This window comes from Nonomuraea sp. NPDC049504, assembly GCF_040676845.1.
GTDB classification, from domain to species: Bacteria; Actinomycetota; Actinomycetes; order Streptosporangiales; family Streptosporangiaceae; genus Nonomuraea; species Nonomuraea salmonea.
This window is the reverse complement of record NZ_JBFAPT010000025.1, coordinates 141,625-159,779: the sequence shown is the minus strand read 5'-3', so window position 1 is coordinate 159,779 and position 18,155 is coordinate 141,625. Positions and strand designations below refer to the sequence as shown.

19 protein-coding genes are annotated in these 18,155 nt (G+C 73.6%); 12 read left to right on the top strand and 7 right to left on the bottom strand.

All coding sequences use genetic code 11. The features are described 5' to 3' along the window. Positions 1–54: 54 nt before the first annotated feature. On the bottom strand, positions 55–669 hold the full coding sequence (locus AB0K28_RS38505; protein ID WP_364379899.1) for a helix-turn-helix domain-containing protein: 615 nt from the start codon (positions 667–669) through the stop codon (positions 55–57). A 96-nt stretch (positions 670–765) separates the two neighbouring features. Between AB0K28_RS38505 and AB0K28_RS38500 the strand changes: the two genes are divergently transcribed. From AB0K28_RS38500 to AB0K28_RS38490, 3 genes are all read left to right on the top strand, one after another. Continuing rightward, a complete protein-coding gene (locus tag AB0K28_RS38500) occupies positions 766–1,791 on the top strand; it encodes a hypothetical protein (RefSeq protein WP_345385341.1) in 1,026 nt (341 codons plus the stop codon). After that, positions 1,788–2,681, top strand: a complete 894-nt coding sequence (locus AB0K28_RS38495) for an aldo/keto reductase (protein ID WP_364379896.1) — start codon at positions 1,788–1,790, stop codon at positions 2,679–2,681. Before AB0K28_RS38500 ends, AB0K28_RS38495 begins: the two co-directional genes overlap by 4 nt. Positions 2,682–2,820: 139 nt before the next feature. Then, positions 2,821–4,014, top strand: coding sequence for a ring-hydroxylating oxygenase subunit alpha (locus AB0K28_RS38490; protein ID WP_364379893.1), 1,194 nt, complete (start codon positions 2,821–2,823; stop codon positions 4,012–4,014). On the opposite strand, the gene AB0K28_RS38485 is transcribed toward AB0K28_RS38490, so the two are convergent. Beyond that, positions 3,960–5,840 (bottom strand): ABC transporter ATP-binding protein, encoded by a 1,881-nt coding sequence (locus tag AB0K28_RS38485; RefSeq protein ID WP_364379890.1) that lies wholly within the window; start codon positions 5,838–5,840, stop codon positions 3,960–3,962. The genes AB0K28_RS38490 and AB0K28_RS38485 overlap by 55 nt on opposite strands. A gap of 205 nt (positions 5,841–6,045) precedes the next feature. On the opposite strand from AB0K28_RS38485, the gene AB0K28_RS38480 reads away from it, so the two are divergent. Then, complete coding sequence (locus tag AB0K28_RS38480; RefSeq protein WP_345385345.1) at positions 6,046–7,380, top strand: cytochrome b N-terminal domain-containing protein; 1,335 nt, start codon at positions 6,046–6,048, stop codon at positions 7,378–7,380. Between the two features lies 1 nt (position 7,381). Here the strand turns inward: AB0K28_RS38480 and AB0K28_RS38475 are convergent, their stop codons facing one another. Next, entirely contained in the window at positions 7,382–7,939 is a 558-nt protein-coding gene (locus AB0K28_RS38475) for a hypothetical protein (RefSeq protein ID WP_364379887.1), read from the bottom strand. Between the two features lie 34 nt (positions 7,940–7,973). On the opposite strand from AB0K28_RS38475, the gene AB0K28_RS38470 reads away from it, so the two are divergent. After that, on the top strand, positions 7,974–8,120 hold the full coding sequence (locus AB0K28_RS38470) for a hypothetical protein (protein ID WP_364379884.1): 147 nt from the start codon (positions 7,974–7,976) through the stop codon (positions 8,118–8,120). A 152-nt stretch (positions 8,121–8,272) separates the two neighbouring features. Here the strand turns inward: AB0K28_RS38470 and AB0K28_RS38465 are convergent, their stop codons facing one another. After that, positions 8,273–8,473, bottom strand: coding sequence for a hypothetical protein (locus tag AB0K28_RS38465; RefSeq protein WP_364379881.1), 201 nt, complete (start codon positions 8,471–8,473; stop codon positions 8,273–8,275). A 76-nt stretch (positions 8,474–8,549) separates the two neighbouring features. Further along, positions 8,550–9,023 (bottom strand): MarR family winged helix-turn-helix transcriptional regulator, encoded by a 474-nt coding sequence (locus AB0K28_RS38460; RefSeq protein WP_345385348.1) that lies wholly within the window; start codon positions 9,021–9,023, stop codon positions 8,550–8,552. A gap of 137 nt (positions 9,024–9,160) precedes the next feature. On the opposite strand from AB0K28_RS38460, the gene AB0K28_RS38455 reads away from it, so the two are divergent. The 6 genes from AB0K28_RS38455 to AB0K28_RS38430 are packed head-to-tail and all read left to right on the top strand — an operon-like array spanning position 9,161 to position 14,451. Continuing rightward, complete coding sequence (locus AB0K28_RS38455) at positions 9,161–9,985, top strand: nitroreductase (protein ID WP_345385349.1); 825 nt, start codon at positions 9,161–9,163, stop codon at positions 9,983–9,985. Then, complete coding sequence (locus AB0K28_RS38450; RefSeq protein WP_364379876.1) at positions 9,957–10,796, top strand: aldo/keto reductase; 840 nt, start codon at positions 9,957–9,959, stop codon at positions 10,794–10,796. Before AB0K28_RS38455 ends, AB0K28_RS38450 begins: the two co-directional genes overlap by 29 nt. Before the next feature lie 48 nt (positions 10,797–10,844). Further along, on the top strand, positions 10,845–11,858 hold the full coding sequence (locus tag AB0K28_RS38445; protein ID WP_364379873.1) for a patatin-like phospholipase family protein: 1,014 nt from the start codon (positions 10,845–10,847) through the stop codon (positions 11,856–11,858). After that, positions 11,855–13,066 carry a macrolide family glycosyltransferase gene (locus tag AB0K28_RS38440; RefSeq protein WP_364379870.1) on the top strand — a complete coding sequence of 404 codons (1,212 nt, stop codon included), beginning with the start codon at positions 11,855–11,857 and terminating at the stop codon, positions 13,064–13,066. Before AB0K28_RS38445 ends, AB0K28_RS38440 begins: the two co-directional genes overlap by 4 nt. Before the next feature lie 3 nt (positions 13,067–13,069). Continuing rightward, complete coding sequence (locus AB0K28_RS38435) at positions 13,070–13,543, top strand: hypothetical protein (RefSeq protein WP_364379867.1); 474 nt, start codon at positions 13,070–13,072, stop codon at positions 13,541–13,543. Beyond that, positions 13,540–14,451: a hypothetical protein gene (locus tag AB0K28_RS38430; RefSeq protein WP_345385355.1), complete on the top strand. Its 912-nt coding sequence runs from the start codon at positions 13,540–13,542 to the stop codon at positions 14,449–14,451. Before AB0K28_RS38435 ends, AB0K28_RS38430 begins: the two co-directional genes overlap by 4 nt. Here AB0K28_RS38430 and AB0K28_RS38425 read toward each other — a convergent pair. Continuing rightward, the gene (locus tag AB0K28_RS38425) at positions 14,441–16,000 is read right to left on the bottom strand and encodes a serine/threonine-protein kinase (protein WP_364379864.1); all 1,560 of its coding nucleotides are present in this window, start codon (positions 15,998–16,000) and stop codon (positions 14,441–14,443) included. The two genes, AB0K28_RS38430 and AB0K28_RS38425, sit on opposite strands and share 11 nt — an antisense overlap. 82 nt (positions 16,001–16,082) lie before the next feature. After that, complete coding sequence (locus tag AB0K28_RS38420) at positions 16,083–17,111, bottom strand: alcohol dehydrogenase (protein WP_345385357.1); 1,029 nt, start codon at positions 17,109–17,111, stop codon at positions 16,083–16,085. 187 nt (positions 17,112–17,298) lie between these two features. Between AB0K28_RS38420 and AB0K28_RS38415 the strand changes: the two genes are divergently transcribed. After that, the gene (locus AB0K28_RS38415) at positions 17,299–18,153 is read left to right on the top strand and encodes a helix-turn-helix transcriptional regulator (protein ID WP_345385359.1); all 855 of its coding nucleotides are present in this window, start codon (positions 17,299–17,301) and stop codon (positions 18,151–18,153) included. Positions 18,154–18,155 lie beyond the last annotated feature (2 nt).

Here is an 18,155-nt window from a genome sequence, read left to right as displayed (position 1 = left end):
AGAGGTCCTAACTACGTCTTATAGGACACGGTGAGCGGCTCGCGGCGACCGAGATCACCTATCGCGCCCCCGGCGTTCGGCCTCGTCCAGGGCCGGGACGAGGGGTTCGAGGGCGGCGCGGAGCCGATCGGGGAGCGAGCCGGACGGCACGACGAGACCGCCCTCCGACGTGACGCCCACCCAGCGGTCGAGAGCGACCCGGACGGCGGCGGCCACGGCGGCCGCCAGGACCCTGGCGGTGTCCTCGCCGACCACACGGGGGGCGATCGCCTCGGCCAGGGGGAGCTCCATCGAGGCAGGAGCCGCCACGAACGCCTCCCTGAGTGCGGGCCGGGTGGTGATCATCAGCAGCGCGGCGGCGTGCTGCTCGCCCGGGTCGGCGTACTGCTCCACGACCGCGTCGATGACGGCCTCGGCCAAACGGGCGGACGGCGGCCTGGCCGCGACCGCCTGCGCCACGCGGATCTCCCGTTCGGCGGTGACGGCGGCGACGATCGCCTGCTCGCGGCTGGCGAAGTAGTTGTTGTACGTCCTCGGCGAGACACCGGCGGCCTCGGCGATGTCGTCCACGCGGACGTCGTCGGGCCCGCGTTCGAGCGCCAGGCGCAGCGCCGCCTCGCGCAGCGCCTGCCGGGTGGCCTGCTTCTTCTGCTCACGCAACCCCGCCATGCCCTTCACTGTGGCAGAGAAGTTGCGCACGCGCAAACTTGCGTGAACGCAACTTTTGTCCTTACGCTGAGGCCACCCAAGCGAAAGGACGAGCCCATGCGAGCCAAGGGCATCAGTTACGACACCGGCTTCGTCACCGGCGGGACCCGCGCGTCAGGCCCCTTCGACCCCGCCGTGGTCCGGCGCGAGCTGACGATCATCCGCGACGACCTGCACTGCACCGCCGTCCAGCTCGTCGGGGGCGACCCCGAGCGGCTGGAGCTCGCCGCCGGCCTGGCCGCCGGGCTGGGGCTTGAAGTGTGGTTCACGCCGTACCCGCTGGAGCTGGCCCCCGAGGAGATGCTGGCGCTGTTCGCCGACTGCGCCGAGCGGGCGGAGCGGATCAGGCGGGGTGGCGCGGAGGTCGTGTTCGTGGCGGGGTGCGAGCTGACCCTGATGGACCGCGGCTTCCTGCCCGGCGACACGCTCCAGGAGCGGGTCGGCGCGCTGATGAACCGGCGCGAACTGGTCGCGGAGGCAGGGCAGCGGGTGGCCGCGTTCCTGGCCGAGGCCGCTGGCGTGGTGCGCGCGCGGTTCGGCGGCAAGGTCACGTACGCGGCGATCCCGTTCGAGCCCGTGGACTGGTCGCTCTTCGACGTCATGACGATCGAGCTGATCCGCTCGGCTGAGGTCGCCGACCGGTTCCAGGACGGCGTGCGCTCCCTCGTCGCCCAGGGCAGGCCGGTGGCGATCACCGGGTTCGGCACGGCGACCTGGCGCGGCGCCCCCGACGTGGCGCCCCGCAGCATGGAGATCATCGAGTACGACCAGGCCACCGGCTCCCCCGTGCGCCTCGACGGTCCGTACGCGCGCGACGAGGCCGGGCAGGCCGCGTACCTGCGGGAACTGCTGGAGATCTTCGAGGCCGAGGGCGTGGACGCCGCCTTCGTCCACACCTTCGCCCTCCCCGACCTGCCGCACCGCCCCGGCGGCGACCCCCGCGACGACCTCGACCTGGCCAGCCTCGGCGTGGTCAAGGTGTACGCGGACCGAGACGGCGACACGTACCCCGGCCTGCCCTGGGACCCCAAGGCCGCGTTCGCCACGGTGGCGGCCTGCTACGAGAAGGCCCCGGCCAAGTGAGGGGCGACCTGCCGGTCCCCTCCTTCCCGCTCGGCGGCGAGGCGCCGGTGCGGCGGATCGGGTTCGGGGCGATGCGGCTCGCGCTCGGACGGTCGGCGCGCGGTCCCGAGGCGGGCGTCGCGGTGCTGCGGCGCGCCGTGGAGCTGGGTGTGAACCACATCGACACGGCCGGCTTCTACGGCGCCGGCGATGCGGGCGCGCACGAGCTGATCAGGCGGGCACTGGCGCCGTACCCCGAGGAGCTGGTGATCGCCACCAAGGTCGGCCCGCTGTTCGGCGCGGGGCTCGCACCGGCCGGGGAGGCGCGTGCCGGGCAGTTGCGCGGCCTGGTCGAGGACGATCTGCGCCGGCTCGGCGTGGACCGGCTCGACCTGGTCCACCTGCGGGTCGGCGGGCTGGGGCCGCCGGGTGACGAGCCGGTCGGCGACCGGTTCGCGGCCCTGGCGGAGCTGCGCGAAGAAGGGCTGATCCGGCATCTCGGGGTGAGCCACGTCAGCGCGGCCCAGCTCACCGAGGCTCGGTCGATCGCGCCCGTGGCGGCCGTGCAGAACGCGTTCCACGTGCACGACCAGGGCGACCGGGCCGTCCTGGCGGCATGTGAGGAGGCGGGCATCGCGTACGTGCCGTACTTCCCGCTGGGCGGCGGGCACCCGTCGATCGACCTGTCCCGCCCGGCCGAGGTCGCCGCGCGGCACGGAGCCACTCCCGCGCAGGTCGCGCTGGCCTGGCTGCTCGCCGTCTCGCCGGTGACGCTCCCCATCCCCGGCACGGGCTCGCTCGCCCATCTCGCCGAGAACATGGCCGCCGCCGGCCTCCGCCTCACCCCCACCGACCTCGCCGCCCTCGCCGCCCTCGCGCCGGAGGTCCGGCGGGAGGGTTCCCACCAGTGAGATGGCGCGGCACGTTCGAGGGCGAGACGGTGGGCGAGGCCGGGGCCGGCCGCGACCGCGCGGTGATCGCGGGGGCTTGTCGCAAGCCGCGGGGGTGATTAGGGTCGCGGGTGATCGCGCTCCCCCGCGAGGAGGCACGGTGACGCCGGACCCGAGAGCCGACTTCGACCACATCTCCGCCGGTTACGACCCCGATCCCGCGCTGTCGATGTCGCTGCACGCCGACGCGTACACCGATCCGCGCTGGCACGAGATCGACCAGCGGGCGATCTTCGCCCGGTCGTGGCAGTGGCTGTGCCACGTGGAGCGGCTGCGCGAGCCCGGCGCGTACGTGACGGGCACGGTGGCGGGCCTGCCGATCGTCGCCGTCAGGGACGAGGCGGGCACCCTGCGCGCCTTCTACAACGTGTGCAAGCACCGGGCCCACGAGCTGCTGGCGGGCGAGGGGGTGCGGCGCAGCATCGTGTGCCCGTACCACGCGTGGACGTTCGACCTGACGGGACGGCTGCGGCGGGCCCGCCACACCGCCGCCATGCCCGGCTTCGACCCCTCGAAGGTCTGCCTCGACCAGGTGCGGGTCACGGAGTTCGGCGGCATGGCGTACGTCAACCTCGACCCCGCGGCGGCCCCGCTGCGGGAGCAGGCGGGCGGCCTGGAGGCGGAGATCATCGAGCGGGCGCCGGACGTGGCGGAGCTGACCCTGGCCCGCAGGCTCACCTACGACATCGCCGCCGACTGGAAGACCGTGGTGGACAACTTCCTGGAGTGCTACCACTGCCACGTGGCGCACAAGGACTTCGTGTCGCTGGTGGACATGAGCACCTACGAGGTCACCACGTACGGCATCTACTCCAGCCACATGGCGCGGGCCGGCCAGGCGGGCAACTCGGCGTACGACGTGTCCGGCGCCACCGTCACCGAGCACGCGGTGTGGTGGCTCTGGCCCAACACCTGCCTGCTGCGCTATCCGGGGCGGGGCAACTTCATGGTGCTGCAGATCGTCCCCGACGGCCCCGGGCGGACCCGCGAGACGTGGGACTTCTACCTGGAGACCGCGGAGCCGACGGAGGCCGAGCTGGACAGCGTGCGCTACATCGACGAGGTGCTCCAGCGCGAGGACATCGCGCTGGTGGAGAGCGTGCAGCGGGGCATGCGCACCCCGGCCTTCACCCAGGGCAAGATCGTGTACGACCCGGGCGGCCGGGGGCTGTCGGAGCACGCGGTGCACCACTTCCACGGTCTCGTCCTCGACGCCTACCGGCGCGAGCTGGCCGGCGATCAGCGCGGCACCATGCCGGCCTCGTCGTCGTCCACCAGGAAGCCGCCTGACTGATGGCGCCAGAGGCGGGCGTAGGCGCCGTCGGCCTCGATCAGCTCGCCGTGGGTGCCCTGCTCGACGATGACGCCCTTGTTGAGCACGACCAGGCGGTCCATGCGGACGACCGTGCTGAGCCGGTGGGCGACCACGACCGCGGTGCGGTCCTGCATGAGCCGCCACAGCGCCTCCTGCACGAGGAGCTCGCTCTCGGAGTCGAGCGCGCTGGTGGCCTCGTCGAGCAGCAGGAGCGGCGCGTCGCGCAGGATCGCGCGGGCCAGCGCGATGCGCTGCCGCTGGCCTCCGGAGAGCTTGACGCCGCGCTCGCCGACCAGCGTGCCGAGGCCGTCGGGCAGCGCGTCGGCGAACTCCATGACGTGCGCCGCCTCGGCCGCGGCGAGGATCTCGGCCTCGGTGGCGCCGGGCCGGGCGAAGGCGATGTTGTCGCGCACGCTGCGGTGGAACATGGCGGGCTCCTGCGGCACGTACGCGATGAGGCCGCGCAGGTCGGCCTGTCGCAGCCGGGAGATGTCCTGGCCGCCGATGAGGATGCGGCCCGCGTCGATGTCCATGAGCCGCAGCAGCAGCCGGGTCAGCGTGGTCTTGCCGCCGCCCGACTGGCCGACCAGCCCGATCTTCGCGCCCGCCGGGATCTCGAGGTCGAGGTCCCGGAACAATGGCAGCCCGCTCTTGTACGAGAACGTCACCCGGTCGAAGCGCACCGACGCGTCGGCGGGCCGCAGCGGCAGCGGGTCGGGCGGGTCGACCACCTTCGGCGGCGTCAGCAGCAGCTCGGTGAACTGCGCGGCCTCGGTGATCACGCTCTCGATGCGCCGGTAGATCTGGTTGAACTCGAACATGATGCCGATGGCGTTGGTGTAGTAGGTGAACGTCACCACGATCGCCTCGACGCCGAGCCCGCCCCGCAGCGCGACGGCCAGCAGCAGGCCGAGCGAGCTGCCGAGCACCGACAGCGGGGCGACGACGGTGTCGACCCGCAGGTTGCCGTAGTCCCATGAGCGCAGCGCGAGCCGCTGCTGCTCGGCCAGCTTGACCCGGTGCTCGGCGGCCTCGCGGCGCTCGGCGGCGAAGGCGCGTACGGTGTCCATGTTGGACAGCACGTCGGCGACGTGGCCCGAGACGTGCACCCGGGCGGCCTCGCGCGCGTCCACCAGCTTCTGGCGGCGGCGGATCAGCGGCGCGACGAGGAAACCGGTGACGGCCAGCAGCCCGACGAGCACGACCACCAGCAGCGGGTGATATTGCCACAGGACCACGCAGGCGAAGACCAGCGGCACGACCTTGGCCATGACGGAGAACGTCAGCGTGTCGACGAACTCCTCGAACCTGGCGGCGAAGCCGAGCACCCGTTTGGTCAGCGCGCCGGCGAAGTTGTCGTGGTAGAACGCGGCGTCCTTGGCCAGCAGCTCGTCCATGCCGATGATGGCGAGGCGTTCGACGCCGCGCGCGTCGGTGCGGTTGATGAAGTGCAGGCCGATCCGCCACAGCGTCTCGCCGGCCAGCAGCACGGCGCCGAAGCCCAGCACGTAGGGCAGCAGCGCGGGCAGCGTTCCGTCGCCGCCGCCCGCCAGGTGGCCGACGAGCCCGGCCACGCCGAGCGGCGCGATGTAGAACAGGCAGATGTTGCCCAGCGCGGGCATCAGCAGCGCGGGCGCCGCGACCGGCCACAGCCTGCGCAGCTCGCCGAGGTAGTGGCGCAGCGCCAGCCCGACCGCGGACCTGCGTACGGACGGCTCGCCCGCGTCGGCCGCCTCCTGGGCTCGCGGTGCGGAGCTCTGCCCGGTCTCCTTGTCTTGGTCCGAAGCGACTTCCGGCACGCTCATCCGCCCTCCCCGATCGCCGACGCAGCCCACGACATGGTGCCGTCCGCGACCCGGACAAGCGAATGATTTTTTCCCGGCCTATCGGACGTTCTCCCAGCTAGGCGCGTAAGTGATGCGCATCACCGCTACCAAAGCCTCGCTTTCCGTCACATATCCCGGCCCGATTCCGTCTCCAGGGTGAAACCACCTTCAGGGGGAGGCCCACATGCGTACGGCACAGGCCAGGCGCTCATTCCAGCTCTCTCACTGGTCGTTCATGTTCGCCGAGATCGCCCTCTGGTCGTTCGTCGTGCTGGCGGTGACCGGAGCCGTGCTCATGGTGTTCTACGACCCCGGCATGGCCCAGGTGACCTACGACGGCCCGTACGCGCCGCTGCGCGGGGCGCTGGTCAGCCAGGCGTTCGACTCGACCATGCAGCTCAGCCTGGAGGTGCGCGGCGGCCTGCTCATCCGGCAGATCCACCACTGGTCGGCACTGGTGTTCGTGGCGGCGGTCGTGCTCCAGTTGCTGCGCATGTTCCTCACCGGCGCCTTCCGCAGGCCGCGCACCGGGCAGTGGCTGATCTGGGTGGCCCTGCTGGGGCTCGGCATGCTGGCCGGCGAGACCGGCAACGCCCTGCCCGACGACCTGCTGTCGGGCGGCAGTCTGTGGCTGATGGTCTCGGTCGTGCAGTCCGTGCCGGTGGTGGGCACGTGGGCGGCGTCCCTGCTGTTCGGCTCCGCCTTCCCCGGCGAGCAGGTCATCCCGGTGCTGTACGGCGGGCACCTGCTGCTCTCGCTCGTCGTCGCCGCGCTGCTGCTCGCCCGCGAGCTGCTGGTGCGGCGGAACGGCCACTCCCGCTTCGTCGCCTCGCTGCCGGTGCGGCGCGGCGCGCGCCCGCTCATGGCGGGCGCCACCGCCGGCATGCTGATCATCCTCGGGTTCGGCTTCCAGATCGCGCCCATCTGGCTGTACGGCCCCGCCCGGCCGACGCAGGTCTCCGCCGGTTCGGTGCCCGACTGGTACATGGGCTTCCTCGACGGCGCCCTGCGGATCATGCCGGGCTGGGAGCTGACGCTCGGCGGTTACACGCTGAGCCTGGCGGTCCTGGTGCCGGCCGTGGTGGTGCCCGGGGTGTTCTTCACCGCGCTGGCCGCGTACCCGGTGGCCGAGCGCATCGTCGCCAGGCGGCGGGGCCGGCCCGTGCCCGCGTCGGGCCTGCTCGACCGGCCGCGCGAGAAGCCGGTGAAGACGGCGCTCGCGGTCGCCGGCATCACGTTCTACGGCCTGCTGTGGACGGCGGCGGCCAACGACCAGCTCGCCCACAGCTTCCACCTGACCGTCGAGTCGGTGACGATCTTCTTCAGGTACGCCGTGTTCATCGGCCCCGTCGTCGCCTTCGTCGTCACCCGGTGGATCTGCCTGGCGCTGCGGCAGGCCGAGCGGGAGGCCGCCGAGCACGGCGTGGAGAGCGGCGTCATCGTGCGGACTCCCGACGGCGGCTTCCACGAGCGCCTGGAGCCCGACCGCCGCGAGCGGCGGCCCGAGCTGAAGGTCTGAGCTAGAGGTCCGAGCCGATTCCTGGGCCCGCGACGGTGATCGCGGCGCGTGGCAGCGACTCGCGCTGCGCCTCCTGCGGGCCCACGACGGCGTTGAGGCCGCCGTCCACGATCTGCGCGACCGCGTCGCCGGAGACGAAGGGCTCGCTGGTCTGTCCCTCGACCCTGATCAGCATGCGGGTCGGGGTGCAGAACAGGCTGGCCTCGCTCTCCCGCGAACCGCTCACCGCCACCTCCATGGGCCCGGAGAAGCCCTGCTGCCTGGCCGGGTGGCCCTGGCTGCCGGTGAGGTCGAGGTCGAGGGTCCAGTCGGCGCCGGACAGCCCGCAGTGGCCCTCGGAGTTGACCCAGGCGATCATGTCGTAGGTGCCGACCTTGATCTGCGCGAGCGGACGTTCGGCCTCCTCGGGCAGCTCGCCGTGGTCGACCAGGCCGCGCAACGTGGTCAGCGGCCACTGGGCCGGGTCCCTCAGCAGCGGGTCGGTGACGGGGGCTGAGCAGGAGACGAGGACCGGCGACATCAGGAACCCGGCCATGACACGCGCCAGACGATTGGTCACTCTCATCTTCCTCATTCGGCGACGCAGATCGATCATGATCCATCGCACAACCTATCCCAATGTCACCACCACTCCGGCCATCAGCCAATGTGAGCGGGAGGGGGGCGGCGGCACGCTGCGGGGCGCGATCGGCGTCCCCGGGCGTCCCGCGGCCCGCTTCTGGCAGTTCATCCATCCCTAGGAGGCGGTCCCGGCAAGGACGCGGTCCTGCGCGCGGCGGCGATCCACGTGGCGCTGCTGGTCATCTTCCGCATCAGCGGCAAGCGCACCCTGACCACGGTGAGATCACAGCCGTCCGGGCTCGTCGCGGTGCTCGCCGGGGAGCACGCTGGTTCAGCCGAGCTCGTGGGGGCCGAGGCGCCTGCGGCGGTCGCCCTCCTCGTCCTCCTCGTCGGCGTCCTCGGTGCCGGGGGTGACCCCGGGCGTGACGCCCGCGGGGCGCCTGAGCGTCTCCTCCTCGGTGGGGGTCAGCGGCGCACCGGCGGCCTCCTCGCTGCCCCCGCGCTCGATCGGCTGGTCCTTCTCGTCGTTCATGGGTCCCCCGTGACACGAACGTGTGCGGATACGTGCCGGTTGGCTGCCCGTACGCGGGCCGCTGTAACGCGCCTTCTCAGGAGGCGTCGTCCTGGTAGGCCAAGCGGGTCAGCAGGGTCTTAAGCTGCTCGGCCTCGCCGGGCTCCAGGCCGGAGATGAGCCGCTCGGCCAGGGGCCCCGCGCTCACGTGGGCGGCGTCGAACAGCTCCAGGCCCTGGGGCGTGATCTCCACGACGCGTACGCGCCGGTCCCCTGGAACGGTCCTGCGGACGGCAAGTCCGCGCCGCTCCAGGTCGTCCACGACCCGCATGACGCCCGCCTTGTCGGTGCCGGTGGCCGCCGCCAGGTCGCGCTGCACGGTGGGCCCGCGGTTGACCAGCACGATGAGCACGGCGAAGTGGCGCAGCTCGATGCCGAGCGGCCGCAGCGCCTCGGTCAGCACGTTCGCCGCCCGCCAGTGGGCCTTGCGCAGGAGCAGGCCCAGGGCGAAGGGCGAGGGGTCGCCGGGGCGGTCGGTCGCGCGGGGCGTGGCGGGCTCAGGTGCGGTCATACCGACATAGTACTCGAATGCTCTCATTCGCGACGGTTTCAGGTGAAACAGCTCACACCGTCACGTCCGAAATCGTATTGATTGATACTATTTCGAGTGATACCGTAGTAGGTGTAACGACCATCGGGGGAGGAATCATGGAGGTCTACGAAGCCGTCACCAGCCGCAGGTCAGTGCGTGCCTTCACCGGCCGCCCGGTCCCGAAGGAGGTGCTGGAGCGGGTGCTGGCCGCCGCCGCGTGGGCGCCGTCCGGCTCTAACCTCCAGCCCTGGCACGTCTACGTGGTGACCGGCGAGCGACTCGCCGAGCTCAAGAGGCGCGCAGGAGAGCGCGTGGCCACCGGCGACGCGTGGGACGAGCGCGAGTACGAGATGTACCCGGCCGAGCTGAAGTCCCCGTACCGCGAGCGGCGCTCCGCGTTCGGCCGGGAGCGTTACGGCGCGCTCGGCATCGAACGAGAGGACTGGGAGGCCCGCCAGCGGGCCGCGGCGGAGAACTGGCAGTGCTTCGGCGCGCCGGCCGCGCTGTTCGTCTACATCGACCGCGACATGGGCCCGGCGCAGTGGGCGGACCTCGGCATCTACCTGCAGACGGTCATGCTCCTGCTGCGCGCGGAAGGTCTGCACAGCTGCCCGCAGATGGCATGGTCCGTCTACCGCAGGACGGTCGCCGAGATCGTGCGGCCCGCCGAAGGGCTCGTGCTGTTCTGCGGCATGTCGATCGGGTTCGAGGACGTCTCGGTCAGCCGGCCGCGTACGGGCCGGGCGCCCCTGGAGGAGACCGTCACCTTCGTCGGCGGCCCCTCCCCCGCCTGCCGGAGCCGGCGCCGCCCGGCCCGCCGCAGGGGTCACACGGTCCGCGCCCGCCTGCCGCGGCCGACACCGGACGACGACCGGCCCACCGGGTCCGGCGCCCCCACCCATCAGGAGAGACATGACCAGCCAGTTCCGCCTCGGCGGTGACCTGACGATCAACCGGCTCGGGTTCGGCGCCATGCGCCTGTCCCAGGCCGTCCCGGGCGGGCCCGCCCGCGACGCCGAGCAGGGCCGCGCCGTCCTGCGCAGGGCCGTCGAGCTGGGCGTCGACCACATCGACACGGCCGGCTTCTACCGCAGCCAGGACGGCACGGTCAGCGCCAACACACTGATCCGCGAGGCCCTGTCGCCCTATCCCGACGGCCTGGTCATCGCCACCAAGGCGGGCCCGGTCTTCGGGCCAGGAGGTCCGCGGCCCGGCACCCCCGCCGAGGTGCGGGCTCAGGTCGAGTCCGACCTGGAGAGCCTCGGCCTCGACCGGCTCGATTTGGTCTATCTGCGTGTCGGCGGCACGGGACCCGCGCCGGGCGAGTCGCTGGCCGAGCGCTTCGAGGTGCTCGCCCGGATGCGCGACGAGGGCCTGATCCGCCACCTGGGCGTCAGCAACGTCGACGCCGCTCAGCTCGCCGAGGCCCTCGGCATCGCGCCGGTCGCGGCCGTCCAGAACGCCTTCCACCGCGGCCTCCGCGCCGACACCGCCGTGCTCGACGTCTGCACGCGGGCCGGCATCGCCTTCGTGCCCTTCTTCCCCGCCGGCGGCGGGCTCGACGACCCCGGCCTGCTCAAGGTCGCGGATCGGCACGCCGCCACCCCGCGCCAGGTGGCGCTGGCCTGGCTGCTGGCCGTCTCGCCGGTGACCGTGGTCATCCCCGGCACCGGTTCCGTGGCCCATCTCGAGGAGAACGTGGCCGCCAGCTCGATCACGCTCACCGGCGACGACCTCGCCGATCTCGCCTGACGCCCGCGGCCGGTCCCGGGCGTACCTGCAGAAAGGACGGCCATGACCATGACGACCCATCACCGTTTCCTGGCCTCCGAGGAGACCGGCCGCCTGCCGGACGGGCGCCCGGCGGGGCTGGCGGCGGGGCTGGCGGCGCTGCCCCGGCCGGTGGCCGTCGCGGTCGGCGGCGGCGGGGTGCTGGGGGCCGCGCAGGTCGGCATCGGGTACGCGCTTGAGCAGCGCGGCTTCGTCCCCGACCTGATCGTCGGCACCTCGGTGGGCGCGCTCAACGGCGCCATCGCGGCCGCCCACCCGGGTACGGCGGCGCCGTGGCTGGACCGGGTGTGGACGCGGGTGCGCAGGCGCGAGGTGTTCCCGCTGTGCCGCCTGCCCTCGCGGGCCGGGGTCTTCGCCGACCGCGGCCTGCGCCGGCTGATCGCGCAGGCGGGGCTGCCGTCGCGGATCGAGCAGCTCGACGTGCCGTTCGCCGCCGTGGCCATGGATCTCGCCACAGGCGCGCCCGCGCTGCTCGACCACGGTGACCTGGAGTCGGCGCTGCTGGCCAGTGCCGCCATCCCGGGGATCCTGCCGCCGGTCGTGCGCGGCGGAAGGACGCTCGTGGACGGCGGCGTGATCGCGTTCGTCCCCGTACGGGCGGCTCTGGAGGCGGGTGCGGCCAGCGTGGTCGTGCTGGCGACAGGACAGACGAGCATGCCGCCGCGCCCGTCGGCGCCGCCCCGGTGGGCGGGCGCGGTGGCGGCCAGGGCGGGGCTGCTGCTGTTGCAGCACCAGATCGCCCGCGACCTGCGGGAGGTGTCCGAGCGCGTCCCGACCGTCGTGCTGCCGACCGGCGTCGAGAGCTGGCCGGCCCCTTGGGACTTCCGCCAGTCCCGCCGCCTGATCCACACCGCCGCCTCCGCGGCCGGCCACTTCCTCGACACGCTGCACATAGAAGGCCCCGGCCTCTACCAGGCGGACGCGGGAACGCGGTCTCCATCGCACGGGCTGGACACGACGGGCCTGCGAAGAGCGGTCGCCGGCCCAGCGGCCGGCCATGAGGGAGCGGGGGTCCGGCTGTGAGCACCTTCGCGTTCGTGAACATCGCCCTGCAGGGGCACGTCAACCCGACGCTGCCGGTCGTGGCCGAGCTGGTCCGCAGGGGGCACACGGTCACCTACCACGTCGCGCCCGCGTTCGCCGACGTGGTCGCCGCCACCGGCGCGACCGTGCGCACGTATCCCGGGGGCGACCTGACGCTGCCCGAGCGGCCGACGCCTCTGACGATGCTGGACGGGCTCGCGCGCACGACCGTCGCGCTGCTGCCCGCACTGCTGGACGACCTGCGCCGCATCGGCCCGGACCTGGTCGTGCACGGCTCGGCCTGTCCGTGGGGCGCGGTCGCGGCCGGGGAGCTGGGGGTGCCGGCGGTGTCGGCGTTCACCACGTTCGCGTTCGGCCGCCGCGTCGCGAGCCCCACCCGCGCCTCGTGGCCGATGATCGCCTCGGCGGCGGCCAGGCCCGGCGTCGCGACCGGCTACCTGCGGTCGCGGTGGGAGCTGCACCGGGCCTATGCCACGGGCCGGCTGCCGCTGCTCGACCTCGCGAACGTCCGGCAGCCGCTCAACCTGGTCTTCACCGCCCGCGCGTTCCAGCCGGACGCGGAGAGCTTCGACGACTCGTACCGGTTCGTCGGCCCGAGCCTGGGCGAGCGCCCGCGGGACCCGTCGTTCCCCATGGACGCGCTGCGGGACCCCGTGTTGTACGCCTCCCCCGGCACGGTGCTCGACGCGGGCCCGGCGCTGCTGCGGACGTTCGCCGCCGCGCTGGCCCCGCTGGGCGGCACCGTGGTCATCTCGACCGGCCGCACCGACCCGGCTGCGCTGGGCCCGCTGCCCCCGAACGTGCTGGCCCGCCGCTTCGTCCCGCAACTGGAGGTGCTGGATCGCGCCGCGCTGTTCGTCACCCACGGCGGCATGAACAGCGTGAACGAGGCCCTGCACGCGGGCGTCCCCATGCTGGTGCTCCCGCAGGGCGCGGACCAGCCGCTGGTGGCGCGCCGGGTGGCGGAGCTGGGCGCGGGTCTCGCGCTGGCTCCGCACGAGGCGGACACGGAGGCCGTGCAGGTGAGGGCCGGGCTGCTGCTCGGCGAGCCGCGCTTCCGCGTCGCGGCGTACGACCTGCGCGACGCCCAGCGCGCGGCGGGCGGCTACCGGCGCGCGGCCGACGAGCTGGAACGCCACCTCGGCCAGGGCAGCAGGCCGGTGCCCGCGAACGCGCGAGGGCGGTGAGCGATGTCCGCCGTCGTGGTCGTCCTGCTGCTGGCCGGGCTGTCGGAGTCGGCGGGCCGGATCCTGCCGCTGATCGCGCGCCGGCCCGGCGTGTCGCGGGCGCATGCGGTGCGGCTGCTGCTGACCGGGGCGGTGGTGGAGTTCGTGGTGTTCGCGTTGTGGCCGTGGGCGGCGGGCGTGCTGGCCGAGCTGCAGAGCCCGCGCACGGGGGCCGCTCCCGGGTGGACGCCCGCTCTCGCGGCGCCGCTGCTGCTCACCGCCATCGTGGCGTTCCCCCTGCTCGGGCCGCTGCTGCACACGCTGCTCATCGTCGCGGTCGGCGCGAACCTCACGGGCTCGCTCGCCACGGCGACCGGGCTGGGCTGGTGGAGCGCCGCCGGCTGCGTCGCGGTCGCCGGGCTGGGGCTGGGCGCGGCCGTGGGCGGCGTCAGGTGGCTGGTCGTGCGGATCAGCGCGCTCCAGGCGGTGCCGGCATGACCGAGTTCCCGCTGCTCTTCCTGGCCCTCGGCATGGTCCTGCTCGCCGAGGCGCTACTGGCCCGCTACGAGGTGCTCGTCTACACCGCCGGCTGGCGGACCGCCACCGGCGAGCTGCCCCACGGCCTCCCCTACGCCAGGGGCGCCGATCCGAACCGTCCTCCCGCGGCGTACCTGGTCTATCTGGACGGCATCGGCAAGCGCCGCTTCACCGACACCCGCGACGGCGGCCGGCTGGTCAAGGCGCTGCTCGACAAGGCGCCTGAGGTGCGGGTGCTGGGGCAGGTGCAGCCGTACTCGCCGCTGGCCGACCCGCTCGCCGACCGGCCCGTGTGGGCGTGGCTGCGGCGCCGCGCGCAGATCCTGCTCTTCCTGCACAACGTCATGCAGATCTTCGTCGCCGCCGACCGCCGCTACCGCCCGCTCTACAACCGGGCGGTCGGCACCCAGATCGCCCGGCAGCTGCGGCTGGCCGGCTACCGGCCCGGCAGCGGCATCCCCGTGGTGCTGCTCAGCTACAGCGGCGGCGCGCAGGTCGCCACCGGCGCGGTCAAGGAGCTGCACGCCAGGCTGGCCGCCCCGCTCCTGCTGATCACGCTCGGCGGGTTCCACAACGGCGCCAACGACCTCACCCACGCCCGCCGGCTGCACCGCCTCACCAGCGACGCCGACTGGATCGAGCGCCTGTGCCTGATCCTGTTCCCGCAGCGCTGGCCGGCGGCCAGGGGCAGCGGCTGGAACCGGGCCGTCCGCGCGGGCAAGATCACCACGCACCGCCTCGACCCGGCCACCCACATGGGGCGGCGCAGCTACATCAGCCCGGACGCGCGGCTGCCCGACGGCCGCACCTACCTCGACCACACCGCCGACACCGTCGTCCGCCTCATCCGCGAGCCGCTCAGCCCGTGACGCTCCTGCCCTCCAGGCGGGTGATCGCGATCGTGCCGGTGGTGCCGCGCAGGCCGAAGCCGTAGCGGTAGGCGCGCCTGTCCTGGTCGGTGGTGAGCAGGCCCGCGATGGGTGCGGTGTGCAGGCGCTGCCACGTGCCCTGGTGCTCGGCGTAGGAGGTGATGGTGGCGCCCGACAGCACCAGGGCCAGCCGGTCGCCCGGGCTGAAGCGGTGCGGGATCTGGACGGGCACGTCGGTGCGGAACTCGCCGCCGACCCGCACGTCGAAGCCGGTGGTGCCGCGGGTGTTGTTGTACCAGGCGGTGACGTAGTCGTCGGCGTCCTTGATCCAGCCGGTGAAGACGCTGTCCTCGGGCCGCCCGGTGGCGGCGAACGCGCCGAACGTCACCGCCACCACCGCCTGGTCGGAGGCGAGCGCGGCCGGCCCGGCCAGCAGGCCGAAGTACGGCGCCGAGCCGGTGCCGGCGAACCTGCCGCCGCCCGCCGTGGTGCGCGGCAGCTCCTCGTCGTCGGGGAAGGGCCGGTAGGCGGCGTAGCGGCGGGAGGTGTCGCCGGTGAACGCGTCGGCGACGGCGACCCGCTCGTACGCCGCCAGGTCGAGACTCGGCCCCGGCCGCACGGTCTTCCTCCCCCATAACGACGGCCCTGCCAGCACGCCCGCCGTCACCAGCAGCGCCACGGCCACGGCCACTCCCGCCGCCCACCGGCCCGACAGCCGTCGCACGGGCTCGATCAGCGTCGCCTCGGGGCCCTGCTCGCCGCCGGTGAGGCGGCGCAGCGCCAGCTGGGCGGACGGGCGCGCGGCGGGATCCTTCGCCAGGCAGGCCGCCACCAGCGACCGCAGCGGCTCCGGCACCCCCGACAGGTCGGGCTCGCCGTGCAGGACCGCGTGCAGCACCCCTGGCACCGACGAGGCGGGGAACGCCGGATGGCCGGTCGCGGCGTAGACCATCGTGCCGGCCCAGGAGAACATGTCGGAGGCCGGCGTGAGCGGCTGCTCGGTGAACTGCTCGGGCGACATGTACGACGGCGTCCCCGACGTCACCCCGCCGCCCGTGCGGTGGTCGAGCGCGCGGGCGATGCCGAAGTCGATGAGGACGGGCCCCTCCGGGCCGAGGATCACGTTGCCCGGCTTGACGTCGCGGTGCACGATGCCGGCCGCGTGGATCGAGGCCAGCGCGGTGAGCGTGGCGACCGCCAGCCGTTCGAGACCGCTGCCGGTGCGCGGGCCGTCGCGCTTGACCAGCTCGTCGAGCGACGGGCCTGGGACGTACTCGCTGACGATGTAGGGCCGCTCGTCCACCAGCCCGGTGCCGAGGACCTTGGCCGTGCAGAACGCGGCGACCCGCCCGGCGACCTCGGCCTCGCGCAGGAACCTGCGCCGCGTCTGCGGGTCGGCGGCGAGCGAGGCGTGCAGCACCTTGATCGCCACCTGGGCGCCGGCCGGCGACTCCGCCAGGTAGACCGTGCCCTGGCCGCCCTCGCCCAGCCGGTCGAGGACCCTGTGGTCCCCGACCCACAGGTGATCGGGCGCTCGATGGACGGTCACGGCGGTCCCCCGTCAGGTCGGACGATCGTACGGGTGATCAGATTAGTGCCGTCCGCGCCCGCGTGCCGCTCTCGCCCCGCCGTCAGTGGCCGGTGGTGAGGACCATGCGGTAGCGGGCCTCGCCGGACATCATCCGGTCGTAGGCGGCCGCGACCTCCTCCAGCGGGCGGGTCTCGGTGAGCGCCCGCACGCCGGTCAGCGCGGCGAAGCGCAGCGTCTCCTCGACCTCGCGGGCGGTGCCCGACGGGTGGCCGTGCACGGTCCTGCTGTTGGTGATGAGCTGGAACGGGCTGACCTGGATGGGCTCGGGCGTGGCGCCGAGCACGACCAGCTCGCCGTTGTCGCCGAGGCCGTCGATGGCGGCGCTCATCGCCTCGGAGCTCGCGGCGGTGGCCAGCACGACCCTCGCGCCGCCGAGCGCCTGGAGCTGCCCGGCCACGTCGCCCGCGGTGGAGTCGACGTAGTGGTGGGCGCCGAGGTGCTTGGCGGTGTCGGCCTTGTCGGCGCCGCGCGCGACGGCGACGGTCTCGAAGCCCAGCTTGTTGGCGAACTGCACGCCGAGGTGGCCGAGCCCGCCGAGGCCGAGGATCGCGACGAGGTCGCCGGGCCGTGCGGCGCTGCGCCGCAGCGCGTTGAACGTGGTGACGCCCGCGCAGCCCATGGGCGCGGCCTCGACGGCGCTGATCTCGTCGGGGACGCGGGCGAGCGCGGAGGCGGGCACGGTGGTGTACTCGGCGTACCCGCCGGGGTAGGCCCAGCCGGGCACCTGCATGCGGGCGCAGTGGATGAAGTCGCCCTCACGGCAGGACCGGCAGGTGCCGCAGTTGCCGCCGAACCAGCCGACGGCCACGCGGTCGCCGACGTTCCAGTCCTCGACGCCGTCGCCGACCGCGTCCACGCGGCCGGCGATCTCATGGCCGGTGACGAGCGGGAACGACACGTTCGGGAAGCCCGCGTTGACGAACCCGGCGTCGGAGCGGCACACGCCGCACGCCTCGACGGCGACGCGGACCTGGCCGGGGCCCGGCTCGGTCAGCTCGCGCTCGACCAGGTTGAACGGTCCGCCGGCCTCGTTGACCTGGGCGGCGCGGTAGAGAGTGGTCATGGACATCAGGTACCCCTTGAGCGGAGAACGAACGTGATGGGGACCGGCTCGCCGGCCCACGTCAAGCACACCAGTCCGGGACCGGCCATAGGGGGCCTGAGCAGGCCCTTCGCGGGCAGGTAACGGCAGGGCAGGTACTGACAGGGCCACCTTGGGGTGGCCGCGCCGCCCGCGCGCGGATCACACTGGATTCATGGATCGCAGGAGCGAACTCGCCGGCTTTCTCCGTTCCCGGCGCGCCCGCCTCGGCCCTGACGAGGCGGGGCTGCCGGCGGACGGCCGGGCCCGCAGGGTGCCGGGGTTGCGCCGCGACGAGGTGGCCCGGCTGGCCGGCATGAGCACCGAGTACTACACCCGGCTCGAGCAGGGCCGGGTCGGCACGCCGTCCCCTGAGGTGGTCGAGTCGCTCGCCCGTGCCCTGCAGCTCGATCCCGCCGAGCGCGAGCACCTGCTCGACCTGCTGGCCAGGCCCACCCCGGCGCGGCACGCCCCGGTGGCGCCGCAGCGGGTCAGGCCGGGCCTGCACCTCACGCTGCAGACGCTGGAGCACGTGCCGGCGTTCGTCATCGGGCGGCGCACCGACGTGCTGGCCGCCAACTTCCTGGCCCGGCAGGTGCTGACCGACTTCGAAGCGCTGCCCGCGCCGCAGCGCAACCTCGCCCGCTACTACCTGCTCGACCCCGCCGCCCGCGAGCGGGTGGGCGACTGGGAGCGGATCGCGTCGGAGACGGTGGCGATGCTCCGGCTCGAGGCCGGCCGCTACCCCAACGACCGGCGGCTGGCCGACCTGGTGGGTGAGCTGACGTTGCGCTCGCCCGAGTTCACGACCTGGTGGAACGACCACCGGGTGCTGCGCCGCACCCACGGCGGCAAGGTCTACCACCACCCGGAGGTGGGCGAGCTGCACTTCTCGTACGAGAGCTTCATGCCGCCGGGCGACGCCGACCAGATGTTGTGCGTCTACAACGTCGAGCCCGGCTCCCCCACCGCCGACGCGCTGCGCCTGCTGAGCAGCTGGGCCGCGCCTGGCCGCACGGCCCGCGCCTGAGA